This window comes from Erwinia psidii, assembly GCF_003846135.1.
Classification (GTDB): Bacteria; Pseudomonadota; Gammaproteobacteria; order Enterobacterales; family Enterobacteriaceae; genus Erwinia; species Erwinia psidii.
This window is the reverse complement of record NZ_RHHM01000015.1, coordinates 67,334-79,148: the sequence shown is the minus strand read 5'-3', so window position 1 is coordinate 79,148 and position 11,815 is coordinate 67,334. Positions and strand designations below refer to the sequence as shown.

Genomic DNA, 11,815 nt, shown 5'->3' with positions numbered 1-11,815 from the left:
TTTTCATTCTGAGGAGAAAGCAACATGCATAAAGCGATGATGGTAGGCGCATTGTTACTGGCGGCGGGTTCGGCGCAGGCGGATTATCAGTGTGGCGTCAGGCCTCAGGATGATGTCGTGATCTCGCCACAAAAGGTGCAGGTGGTGGGAGCCAGTGGCAATCTGATTATTACCCCCACAGGCGATGTGCAGCGCAACGGACAGACCGTCACGGTGGATAACGCCACCCGACAGAAAGCCATCGACTACCAGGCCGCATTGCGCCGCGATTTACCCTGGATCGATGAGGGTGCGCGCCAGCGTCTGGAAACCGGCCGGATAGCGCTGGATAAAGTGGTTGTTGAAAAGCTGGGTGAGAACAGCAATGTACGCCATCGTCTCACCGATCTGGACAGCAAACTGAAACAGCAGATGAACCGCATTATTGAACATCGCAGCGATGGGCTGACTTTCCACCACCAGGCTATTGACCAGGTGCGACAACAGGGTGAGCAACTGGTACAAAGCACGATGGGCGGCATGGTGCAGGATAGCCTCAATGAGATGAGCAATAAACAGGCAGGAAACGGCGGGAACCCGCTTCAGGCACTGATGGGCAATCTGGGGGGCCTGCAACAGTCGATTCAGGCAGAGTGGAGCAATCAGGAGCAGGACTTTCAGCGCTTCGGCCACGAAGTGTGTAACCGCGTGACAGGCCTTGAACAACAGCGCAAGGCTGTGGTGGTTGGGCTGAAGTGACATGATGAATTGAACTACATCACATAGCACATTACCGCTTAACTTTGGTCAGAGCGGGTTGATTAACGGGTAGCGACACCACAGCATGGATAAACTGCTTTACCTCTTCCCGCAGCTGCCACTGTTTTTCATTACATTTGACATAAACAAGCTTGTTAAAAATACCCGTACTTTTAACAAGCCGATGATGGTTACTTCTTTCTGGGAGCGATGGATGGATGGTAGTTCAGCCGGAACGTTTGAGAAGTTGAGGCATTGGTGTGCCTTTTTTCCAATCCAATAGTTTTAAAATCGGTCGGTGTGGAGATAGCTGTTACAGGAGATCCCCAGACCATTGAAGGATCAGCATAATTTGAAATAATATAGTTTCCTCCGCCATTGATATTTTCACTGACATAATGAAAATTCCAGAATTGAGAATCGTGGTAGTAATTTTTTGATAAATAAATACCGTTATTTAACATACCAAGAACTGCATCAGCCCAGAATGAGCTTTTAATCTGATAAACACTGTACCCTTTTCTGCGAGCTCTGACTAAATGGAAATGACTCAAATGATTGTTTTCAGCATAGTTGCTGATAATGAGTTGGGCATCGGATGCTGCAACTTTGATGGCTGAATCTTCAGTGTCATCCTGGTAACCGAGTGGTCTGATAATCGCATCCATTTCATAAAATTTTTCTGTAGGGACATATGGCGCATTTGGATGAATTAAAAATGAAAATTCCTGGGCTTTATTTCCATTTCTGGGGATGATCTGGAGTAGCGTTCCATTATCTGTTTTTGCGTTAGAGACATCCAGAACATATTCAGGGTCATTATAGTTTGCTATTAGATACTTTCCATTGCTTTGTTCTTCTGCTTTCCAGTAACATTCATCGTCATATTTATTCTGTCCGAGAAAGACCTGTTTACCATTATTTTTACTCCGTGTCATTAACATGCCCGTCCACAGGTTTTCTATCTGGAAAACGCTTTTCCCTTTTTCATCACATCTTATATAAGCAAATATTTGTCCTGGTCCTGAGTCTTTACTGTAGATGATTACATTACTGTCTTCAGAACGGGAAGACAAAACTTTATCAGAGTTAAGGTGTGAGGCAATATATACAGGCGCGCTGAGGCGAGATTTTGAAACAGAAAATTGCTGATTTTTTCCATTGTGTCGGCTATAAACAATTAATTCTGTTCCGCTGTCTGTGCATGAAGCTGGCACGTCAATAGCTTTATTAGTATCAACGTTACTGGCAATTACATAACTCTCGTTTAATGACTGATAATCAATATTCCAAAGGTTATTATCATTTTCGGAACCTATGGCTACACGCAATCTGGTGTTAGTATTATCCCATAAAAAATTATAATATGATGTATTTTTTCTTATCTGAAAGATATTGCCTCTTTTGTTTTTTCTTGTGAGTGTAAATATCTGATCGGGAGACTCAATGTTATCCCTCAGAATAACCGAGCCACCTGCGCTCAACGTCATTGCTTTCTCTGGATTGAGAATGGGTGTTATGGTTAAATGATCCTCCTGCTGTGACAGAGGAATTATATAAATCAATTTTTTGCCTGCCAGTTGTTTTTCTTTATAAGAAAGATAAAGAGATTTAAGTCAGCGTCGTCACTTTCCATAATGAGATATGTCTGCTGTGATGCTGAACCGAACAGGAATACAGGAATGTTACCGCCCATACCGCTCAGGATATTTTCGTAGTAACCGTAGAGTATGTGGTGGTGTCCTGCGAAGACTGCCTTTATATTATCCTTGTATTGATAAAAGAGAGTTCGTATTGCTCTTAATGCCTCTTTTTTCCAGCCGTCCGGCTGGTGGATGTTAACAATGATATATTTACCTCTGGATACGGCACCCTCGATGCTTTTTTTTAGCCATGTTAATTCTTTGTCCCATCTCATATATAGTTTCCTTTCATCACTACTGATGATGGTTTTATTGTAATCATAGCCGGTCATGCCCGGATAATCATGTAATTGAATAAGGTGAAAATCCCCCTCATCCCATGAATAGTTAAAGCTGCCTATATGGTTTACATATTTGTAACCTGAGTCCGTCACTATATCCCATGATTTTTGATTCAATGACAAAGAATGATAGTGACCAACAAATATTCTCATTGTGTCGGTTGCGGCACCATTATTTGATGTGTTGAGGTGGTTTTATTCAATATTGTGGTTACCCAGTCCCCACCGGAAAGGTGGCTTTAATTTACCTAACCACTCAGTCATTTTTTTACGCTGATTTCCGTGTCCAAATGCCGTGATGTCGCCATTAATCAGAACGGTTGTATAATTATCGTGGCTGTCGGAATATTCATTAATGCTGTTATATTGGTTGGTGATAAGTTGCTCTGAGCTTTCTTTTTTTTATGTTCGAGTTCTTCACTACCTGAATCCGTAAGGTCTGTTCATGGGTGTTGAGGGTCTGAAGTAATAACGAAATTGTTTTTTTCTCATAACGAAACCTCATTGATTATATATACTGTGAACAGTGTCATTATCTTGCGCAACAATTACAGTTAAGCACAGTGCGTTTTCTTTTTCGTTTTTAAATTTTAAGGTGGGATTGCTAATTTTTACTTCGCAGTGACAGATTGAAAATTATGATTATGAATAGCTTTTTGGTAAGAAATGATATTACTGAGCGACGGGCGGTATGAGTTGAAATGTAATATGGAATATTCATCTCATCTCGGGGCGGAATATATTCCGCCCGTGGTGGTTTGTTTTTATTCCTCCGCCAGAAACAATTCCAGTAGCGAATTCAGAAACAGTTTTCCTTTCTCTGTCACCTGCCAGTGCAGCGTAGTTTCGGTGAGATAACCTTTGTCCAGTGCTTCATTAAGCTGGGTGCGGATCACGCTTTCCGTTAAACCGGTATAACGCACAAATTCTTCCCGCGGGGCAGCTTCAAGCAACCGCAAACGGTTCATAAAGAATTCAAACGGTTTCTCGCTGTCAGCCACTGCATACTGGCGATCCAGATAGTTCCCGGCCATAAAACCACGCGGATGGCGGGTTTTAATGGTGCGGATAATGGCGCCATCTGGCTGGGTCAGCTTACCGTGTGCACCACAGCCGATGCCCAGATAATCTCCGAAACGCCAGTAGTTCAGGTTATGCTCACAACGGTAACCTGGCCTGGCATAGGCGGAGGTTTCATACTGCTGGTAGCCCGCGGCTGTCAGTAGCTGGTGGCCGCGATCAAAAATATCCCATAGCGCATCATCATCTGGCAGTACCGGTGGCCGTGAGGCGAACAGCGTATTTGGCTCAATGGTCAGCTGATACCAGGAAAGATGCGGAGGATCCAGCGCGATGGCCTGGCGCAGATCGTCCAGCGCTTCCTCCAGCGACTGATCGGGCAGGCCATGCATCAGATCAAGATTAAAACTGCGTAACCCCAGTCCGCTTGCCAGGGCCGCCGCTCGCTTCGCTTCAGCCGGACCGTGGATACGCCCCAGACGTTCCAGCTTCTGCGAACTGAAGCTCTGTACCCCAATGGAAATACGGTTAACTCCGGCCTGCTGATAACCGCTGAAACGGTCTGCTTCCACCGTTCCCGGATTCGCTTCCATGGTTATTTCCGCCGTCGGTGATAGCGGCAAACGCAACCTCACGCCGTCCAGCAGCATCTGCATTGCTTCACTGCTTAACAGGCTGGGCGTGCCTCCACCAATAAAGACGGTACTTACCAGCCTGCCCGAGGTCAGCGGCAGGTCATTATCCAGGTCTGCCAGCAGATGGCGCACATACTCTTCGTGCGGGACCTCTCCCCTGAGCGCATGGGAGTTGAAATCGCAATAAGGACATTTTTGCACGCACCAGGGAATGTGAATATAGAGGCTGAGCGGTGGCAGATTATGCATGCTGACTCATCGCATCCAGCAGCAGAGCCAGGGCCTTACCACGATGGGATATCGCACGTTTTTCATCTTTGCTCAGTGCGGCGGCAGTTTTGCCCAGTTCAGGCACGAAAAAAATCGGATCGTAACCGAAGCCGCCTTCACCACTGGCGCTGCGGGCGATTTCACCCTGCCAGCTACCGTGAAATACCAGTGGCGTCGGATCCTCTGCATGACGCAGAAAAACCAGTACGCAGTGGAACAGCGCCCGACGTTGGCCGTCGGGCACGGTTTCCAACGCATTGAGTAGTTTTTCAAGATTCTGTTGGTCTGTGGCATTTTCTCCGGCATAGCGTGCGGAGAAAATGCCCGGAGCGCCTCCCAGCGCGTCCACTGCCAGGCCTGAATCGTCAGCAATGGCGGGTAAGCCAGTTGCTGAAGAAGCATGACGCGCCTTAAGGATGGCGTTTTCGATAAATGTCAGGCCGGTTTCCTCGGCTGATTCCACGCCCAGCGCGCTTTGCGCAACAATATCGAAGCCACGGGATGTCAGTAAATCGGCCAGTTCACGAACTTTGCCAGCGTTACCGGTGGCGAGTACAACTTTTTGCATATCAGGTCCGGGATCTTTACAGCAACACATTAAAGCTGTGACCAGCCGGGAATAAAATCCATTCCCAGATAGTTCAGCATATACAGGATCAGGATCACCGCCATTGCGGAGAAATCGATACCACCCATCGCAGGGATAATACGGCGAACAGGGGCCATCAGCGGTTCAGTCAGCTGGAGCAAAACATAGTCTACCGGATTACGTCCCTGGCTTACCCAGCTTAACAGTGAGCGGACAATAATTGCCCAGAACACCAGCACGCCCGCGGCTTTCACCAGCGATACCAGTCCAAAGTAGAGAAATACCGGATCAAAAATTATCACCTGACTCTGAAGCGCAAACATCACCGTAAACAGCACTACGCTCAACACATATGCCAGCAGCAAAGAGGCGGTATCCAGCGGCCCGATGGAAGGAATAATCCGGCGCAGTGGTTTAATCACCGGCTGGGTCACTTTGACCACAAACTGCGAAAACGGATTATAGAAATCACATCTTGCCCACTGCATCCAGATGCGCAGCAGCAATACTTTGACATACAGGTTGATCACCGTTGAAACAAGAAAAGTCAACGTCAGCATGGGATCCCTCAATGATTGTTGTGAAATGTGCCGTAATCACGCGCACCAAAAATGGCGGTGCCAATACGCACCATTGTACTGCCTGCCGCAATCGCGGCTTCCATATCGTCGCTCATTCCCAGAGAAAGAGTATCAACGGACGAATACCTTTGTTTCAGTTCATTAAAAGCGCTGGCCATTTGCTGACACACCGCCAGCTGTCGCTGATAATCCGCCTCCGGTGCGGGGATGGCCATCAGTCCACGCAAGGTTAAATGAGGCAGCTGAGCTATGGCGTTCGCCAGCTCAGGTAACGCCTCCAGCATAATGCCAGATTTACTCTGTTCGTCACTAATGTTTACCTGAATCAGTACATTAAGTGGCGCGGCAGACGCTGGCCGCTGTTCGTTGAGCCGGGTGGCAATTTTTAGCCGGTCAACGGTATGGCACCAGTCAAAATGCCCGGCAACCAGACGACTTTTATTGGATTGCAGTGGGCCAATAAAGTGCCAGACCAGCGCATGATCTTTGAGCCGGGCAATTTTATCAACGCCCTCCTGCACGTAGTTTTCACCAAAATATTGCTGCCCGGCAAGTGCAGCTTCTGCGACCGCTTCCGCAGGTTTTGTTTTGCTTACTGCAAGCAGTGTAATTTCTTGCGGATCGCGGCCGCAGCGCGCCGCTGCCGCGATGATCCGTTCGCGGACTTGTTGTAAGTTGTGCTCAATCGAGGTCATGGTCAGGGAAAATTATGGATATTGAGGACATGGTGGCCCTTAGTGTAAAGCATAACGCAGGGGATCTGCACCTTTGCAGTGGGTATCCGCCATTCTGGCGGCGTGATGGACAGCTACAGAAAATGGCTGACCTACTGCCGGTCAGTAATCAGATGCTGGAAAATGTTGCTCAGGCCTGGCTCGACAGGATACAGCAGGAGCACTTCACGCGGGCCGGACAGATTGATTTTGCGCTGACATTTCCCGGTGGGATACGCCTGCGGGCAAACCTGTTTCGCCAGCGTCAGGGACTTTCTCTGGCGCTACGTGTTATCAGCAGTCATTGCCCACGGCTGGCGCAGTTGGATTTGCCGGCGATAACCGACCAGGTACTGCAACTGAACGATGGTCTGGTGCTGGTAGCGGGCGCAACAGGCAGTGGCAAATCCACTACCCTGGCAGCGCTGGTGGGGGCGATTAATCAGCAGCAGGCACGGCATATCCTGACCCTCGAAGATCCCATTGAATTTATCCACAACAGTGAACGCTCGCTGATTCAGCAGCGCGAAATAGGTGTGCACTGCTGTTCTTTCAGCGCAGGATTGCGGGCAGCGTTGCGCGAGGATCCCGACGTAATACTACTGGGCGAATTGCGGGACAGCGATACGATTCAGCAGGCGCTTACCGCCGCAGAAACGGGTCACCTGGTATTAGCGACCCTGCATACGCGGGGGGCAGTTCAGGCGGTGGACAGGTTGGTTGACGTGTTTCCGGGAGCGGAAAAAAACCTGATCCGCACGCAGCTGGCGGGTAGCCTGAAAGTGGTTATCGCCCAGAAGCTGGTCGCTGGGACAGGGACGGGCAGGGTGGCGCTGTTTGAGGTGCTGGTGAACACGGCAGCCGTTGCCAGTATGATCCGTGAAGGAAAAACGCATCAGTTGCCGGGTGTGCTGGAAACGGGGATACAGTCCGGGATGCAATCGTTCGGGCAAAGCATTGCGGGAAGACGGCTGGCAGGACTGGTGAAATAAAATGGCAGCCTCTACTGCCAGGCGTTTTCGAACCAGCTTTCAAGGATGATCACCGCAGAAAGAGAATCAACGCTACCTTTGTTAAGCGCACGAAAGCCTCCGCGAGAGAACAGGTCGGCGCGGGCTTCCACCGTGCTCAGACGCTCATCGTGCAGATCAACCTGCACACCAAAGCGTCCGTGCAGGCGGTTAGCAAACTTACGAGCCCTTGCGGTTAGTGGCTGCTCGGTTCCATCCATATTGAGCGGCAGGCCAACCACCACACGATCCGGTTGCCACTCTTTTAGCAGCGCGTCGATTTTGTTCCAGTCCGGTATACCGTCCTGTGCCTTGATAGCCGTCAGTGGACGAGCGGTGCCCGTCAACTGCTGGCCTATCGCCACGCCGATGCTTTTGGTTCCAAAGTCAAAGGCCAGAATGGTCATATGGCTCATCATGCGTGTCCTGCGTCACTGGTGATATTGTGAATATCCACACCAATGCTTTTTGCCGCTTCGCGCCATCGTTCGGCGATAGGAGTTTTGAACAGAATATTGCTGTTGGCAGATGTGGTGAGCCAGGCATTATCCAGTAGCTCGTTTTCCAACTGATTTTTCTCCCACGCACAGTAGCCCAGTGCCACCAGCACACTGCTGGGTTGCTCCGGTGTACCCAGCGTCTCCAGCACATCGCGCGAGGTGGTGATCACCGTGTTATCTGAAACCCGGATGCTGGAAGCAAAGATGCTCTGTGCCGAGTGCAGAATAAAACCGCGATCTTCTGCCAGTGGGCCTCCGGCGAAGACCGGTTTGTCCAGTTTGTTTTCTGGATCGCGTGGCGTAGGCATGATCTTTAACTTCTTCAGAATGCCATCCACCGTAAGATTTTCCATTGGCTTATTGACGATAAGCCCCATGGCACCATCAGCATTATGCTCGCAGATATAAACTACCGAGCGTTTAAACAACGGGTCCTGCAATGTTGGCATGGCAATCAAAAAGTGATGCTGTAAATTCATATCAGGATTCTGTGTCCAGGTTAACCGTTCAACTTCATACGGTAAGTTTGATTCACGGGGTTAAGAAGGGGCCAGCTGGCCCCATTCCGCACCTCATGCGAGGCGTTTTTCAATTGCATCCATCAGCATACCGGTTACTGAAACCGGAAAGGCGGCTTCAATCTCACGAACGCAGGTTGGGCTGGTCACATTAATTTCGGTCAGCTTATCGCCAATAATGTCCAGACCAACAAAAATCAGCCCTTTCGCTTTCAGTGTGGGGCCAACACGGCGGGCAATTTCCCAGTCGCTTTCGCTCAGAGGACGGGCTTCTCCTCTTCCTCCCGCAGCCAGATTACCCCTGGTTTCACCCGACTTTGGAATGCGTGCCAGACAGTAAGGTACAGGTTCACCATCCACTACCAGTACGCGCTTGTCGCCGTCTTTGATCGCCGGCAGATAGTTTTGCGCCATGCAGAAGAAATTGCCGTGTCCGGTCAGGGTTTCCATAATCACCGACAGGTTGGGATCGTCCTTTCCAACACGAAAAATGGAAGCACCACCCATGCCATCGAGCGGCTTAAGAATAATATCGCCATGCTGCTGCCAGAATGTACGGATCAGCGCGGCGCTGCGGGTCACCAGCGTATCTGGCGTCAGGTCAGCAAACCAGGCGGTAAACAGCTTCTCATTACAATCACGCAGACTCTGGGGTTTATTGACGATCAGCGTTCCTTTTTCCTCGGCGCGTTCAAGGATATAGGTGGCGTAGATAAATTCAGTATCAAACGGCGGATCCTTGCGCATCAGCACCACGTTGAGATCTGCCAGCGCGATATCCTGCTCGCTGCCAAATTCAAACCAGTTTTCATAGTTTTGCTCAACGCTGAGTTGACGGGTATGCGCACGGGCTTCACCAGCGCGCAAATACAGGTCCTGCATCTCCATGTAATGAATTTCGTAACCACGCCGCTGTGCTTCCAGCAGCATGGCGAAGCTGGTGTCTTTTTTAATATTGATGGAGTGAATGGGGTCCATCACAATGCCAAGCTTTATCATTCTGTTTCTCCAGTCAGCTGTCTTTAACGCCCCTCAGCATCGCTGTGGTGTCGGGCGGCTGTGTTCGAACTGCCTGCAACGGCTATGTGCAGACTCAATGGGTCTAACCTAAATCGCCAAAACGGACCTGCAACGCGGTGATGGCTGTCAGGGCGGTTGTTTCGGTTCGTAACACGCGAGGGCCAAGTAAAATATCGGTAAAAGCATAACGGGATGTCATGCTGATTTCATCGGCGGTCAGACCACCTTCAGGACCGATCAATAATCGCACGCGCGTTACCGATTGTGGGAGTGTATTAATGCTCTGGCTGGCCCTGGGGTGCAAATTCAGCTTCAGACCGTGTTCTTCTTCAGCGCACCAGGCTTCCAGCATCATTGCGTCCCGCACCTGAGGTATGCTGTTTCTGCCACATTGCTCGCAGGCGGCAATAACGATTTTCTGCCACTGCTGGATTTTTTTGGCCAGTCTGTCAGCATCCAGCTTTACGCCACAACGCTCAGAAAACAAGGGGGTAATGGTGTTTACACCCAGCTCGACCGCTTTCTGAACGGTAAACTCCATCTTCTCACCGCGCGACATTACCTGGCCTAAATGCAGATGAAGTGGGGATTCACGGCTGTCGCTGCGACTTCCCATTATGGCAACGTGTACACTTTTTTTATCCGCCTGAACAATCTCTGCGGCAAAAGTCAGATTACTGCCATCGAACAATTCCAGCGCCTGTCCGGTGTTCATTCTGAGCACACGGCCAACATGATTGGCTGCCTCTTCCGTCAGTGCAATATCACTGCCAACGGTCAGCGGGTCGGGATGAAATATGCGGGGTATGCGCATGAAGGTCCTGATAAAAGTAACGGCCACCCGAAAAGGCGCAGCCAAAAGATGGTGTATAGTTTAGGTCAGTGATTTTACCGCTGGCAAGCTTGCTGTACATAGGGGTTGTGGTTGCCCTGAATCCCGGCAATGCGCCTGTCACGTTCGCACTCCCACGGCGTAACCGGATACTGCCTGTCCCACGCGGTCATCAACTGGGTCTGCTGCCGTGACATCGTGATTTGATAGCGGTCACGCATATAGAACCAGGTACGGGCTATAGGCCCGCGCGCGCGCGCGGGCGGCTCGGCCTGTTTGGTTTTGAAGTCGATTTTCATTTCACACTGACCGTACTGGTGTTCGCCGCCGTTCCACTGGTTGTACATAAAGTTACCCCGGTCACCGTTTACCTCACCAATAGCAGGCTGGAGGTTATGTAAATCGGATTCAATTTGGCGATAGCCTGCGTCTTTAGCACAGGCTTTTCTGCCGCCCTGTTGCCAGCATTGGCGCTGGTGGCCGAATGTCCATGCCGGAACCACATGCTCCCACTCAATCCGGTGTGCACGGGTCGTATTTTTACGTATCTGATAGCCGCAGGAGGCCAGGTCCGGTACGCCTTTTTTACCATGCCAGCTAATTTTACAGCCGCAGTAGAATGAACCTGGCGCATCGGCGTTAATCTCAGCCGCGTAAGCTTTAGCCTGCGCAAAGCTGTTCTGGTGATAGTCGCCAGAGGTAAGGGCATGAGAGAACGTCGCGGGGAACAGCAGAGAGAGAGCAAACAGGCTGTTAATTTTACGAAACATAATTCATTTATCTGTCATCCAGGCAAGGAGCGAGATTAACAGATGTTGACTGAGACGGGAAATCAGCAGCGATAAATCAGAGAATGGAATGATGTTTTGATTAAGGCAACGATCGGACGGCATGAGGAAAATCTCCCGCAAGCAGGCGTTCACCACAGTGCAGGCAGCGGTACTCGCTTTCGCCACGCTGCACGCGGTTGTGCCGTCGGACACTGAGCTGGTGTTGCTGGCAGCCACAGTAATAAGGAAAAGCGCGGCTGCGTACCGATTCAATTTCGAAATGGTGAGTGCGCCGTGCGGCAACATTCAGTACGCTCTCCATCATCCATTTCCACTCTTTGCCATGGGGTGCAACACGGCCAAACTGTTTCCAGACCAGCAGATGTGCCAGTTCATGGGGCACGACTTCATCAATAAATGCCTGTTGGTTTTCCAGCAGCAGAACCGGGTTAAGGCGAATTTCCCACTGTTGCAGCCAGGCTGTACCTGCGCTGGTGCCACGCTGTTGATAGGCCAGTTTGGGTTCGGGGTAATTGCTTGCAAGACGCTGGTTTGCCAGCTGCAGTTTTTCACGCAGTGAACGCATCACCGCCTGTTGCAGGGCTATCGGAAGTCGAAGGGGTTTCATAAAAGTG

14 protein-coding genes are annotated in these 11,815 nt (G+C 50.1%); 2 read left to right on the top strand and 12 right to left on the bottom strand.

The window, feature by feature from the left end; all coding sequences use genetic code 11:
• Window positions 1-24: 24 nt before the first annotated feature.
• Window positions 25-738 (top strand): YggN family protein, encoded by a 714-nt coding sequence (locus tag EB241_RS17200; RefSeq protein ID WP_124234327.1) that lies wholly within the window; start codon window positions 25-27, stop codon window positions 736-738.
• Window positions 739-929: 191 nt separating this feature from the next.
• Here the strand turns inward: EB241_RS17200 and EB241_RS17195 are convergent, their stop codons facing one another.
• The 6 genes from EB241_RS17195 to EB241_RS17170 all read right to left on the bottom strand — a co-directional run bounded on the left by EB241_RS17195 (window position 930) and on the right by EB241_RS17170 (window position 6,512).
• Window positions 930-2,303 carry an RICIN domain-containing protein gene (locus EB241_RS17195; RefSeq protein WP_124234326.1) on the bottom strand — a complete coding sequence of 458 codons (1,374 nt, stop codon included), beginning with the start codon at window positions 2,301-2,303 and terminating at the stop codon, window positions 930-932.
• On the bottom strand, window positions 2,300-2,875 hold the full coding sequence (locus EB241_RS17190; RefSeq protein ID WP_124234325.1) for a metallophosphoesterase family protein: 576 nt from the start codon (window positions 2,873-2,875) through the stop codon (window positions 2,300-2,302). The genes EB241_RS17195 and EB241_RS17190 overlap by 4 nt, the downstream gene beginning before the upstream one ends.
• A gap of 611 nt (window positions 2,876-3,486) precedes the next feature.
• Window positions 3,487-4,626 carry a radical SAM family heme chaperone HemW gene (gene hemW / locus EB241_RS17185; protein WP_124234324.1) on the bottom strand — a complete coding sequence of 380 codons (1,140 nt, stop codon included), beginning with the start codon at window positions 4,624-4,626 and terminating at the stop codon, window positions 3,487-3,489.
• Complete coding sequence (locus EB241_RS17180; RefSeq protein WP_124234323.1) at window positions 4,619-5,215, bottom strand: XTP/dITP diphosphatase; 597 nt, start codon at window positions 5,213-5,215, stop codon at window positions 4,619-4,621. Before EB241_RS17180 ends, hemW begins: the two co-directional genes overlap by 8 nt.
• Before the next feature lie 29 nt (window positions 5,216-5,244).
• Window positions 5,245-5,796: a YggT family protein gene (locus tag EB241_RS17175; RefSeq protein WP_124234322.1), complete on the bottom strand. Its 552-nt coding sequence runs from the start codon at window positions 5,794-5,796 to the stop codon at window positions 5,245-5,247.
• An 8-nt stretch (window positions 5,797-5,804) separates the two neighbouring features.
• Complete coding sequence (locus tag EB241_RS17170; RefSeq protein ID WP_124234321.1) at window positions 5,805-6,512, bottom strand: YggS family pyridoxal phosphate-dependent enzyme; 708 nt, start codon at window positions 6,510-6,512, stop codon at window positions 5,805-5,807.
• Window positions 6,513-6,526: 14 nt separating this feature from the next.
• Between EB241_RS17170 and EB241_RS17165 the strand changes: the two genes are divergently transcribed.
• Window positions 6,527-7,522, top strand: coding sequence for a type IV pilus twitching motility protein PilT (locus EB241_RS17165; RefSeq protein WP_124234320.1), 996 nt, complete (start codon window positions 6,527-6,529; stop codon window positions 7,520-7,522).
• An 11-nt stretch (window positions 7,523-7,533) separates the two neighbouring features.
• On the opposite strand, the gene ruvX is transcribed toward EB241_RS17165, so the two are convergent.
• The 6 genes from ruvX to EB241_RS17135 all read right to left on the bottom strand — a co-directional run bounded on the left by ruvX (window position 7,534) and on the right by EB241_RS17135 (window position 11,808).
• The gene (ruvX, locus tag EB241_RS17160) at window positions 7,534-7,959 is read right to left on the bottom strand and encodes a Holliday junction resolvase RuvX (protein ID WP_124234319.1); all 426 of its coding nucleotides are present in this window, start codon (window positions 7,957-7,959) and stop codon (window positions 7,534-7,536) included.
• A complete protein-coding gene (locus EB241_RS17155; RefSeq protein ID WP_124234318.1) occupies window positions 7,956-8,519 on the bottom strand; it encodes a YqgE/AlgH family protein in 564 nt (187 codons plus the stop codon). The genes ruvX and EB241_RS17155 overlap by 4 nt, the downstream gene beginning before the upstream one ends.
• A 93-nt stretch (window positions 8,520-8,612) precedes the next feature.
• Window positions 8,613-9,557 (bottom strand): glutathione synthase, encoded by a 945-nt coding sequence (gshB, locus tag EB241_RS17150; RefSeq protein ID WP_124234317.1) that lies wholly within the window; start codon window positions 9,555-9,557, stop codon window positions 8,613-8,615.
• A gap of 103 nt (window positions 9,558-9,660) precedes the next feature.
• Window positions 9,661-10,392, bottom strand: coding sequence for a 16S rRNA (uracil(1498)-N(3))-methyltransferase (gene rsmE, locus EB241_RS17145; protein ID WP_124234316.1), 732 nt, complete (start codon window positions 10,390-10,392; stop codon window positions 9,661-9,663).
• Window positions 10,393-10,466: 74 nt separating this feature from the next.
• Window positions 10,467-11,180 carry a deoxyribonuclease I gene (gene endA / locus EB241_RS17140; RefSeq protein WP_124234315.1) on the bottom strand — a complete coding sequence of 238 codons (714 nt, stop codon included), beginning with the start codon at window positions 11,178-11,180 and terminating at the stop codon, window positions 10,467-10,469.
• A gap of 100 nt (window positions 11,181-11,280) precedes the next feature.
• Window positions 11,281-11,808 (bottom strand): SprT family zinc-dependent metalloprotease, encoded by a 528-nt coding sequence (locus tag EB241_RS17135; RefSeq protein ID WP_124234314.1) that lies wholly within the window; start codon window positions 11,806-11,808, stop codon window positions 11,281-11,283.
• Between the last annotated feature and the right edge of the window lie 7 nt (window positions 11,809-11,815).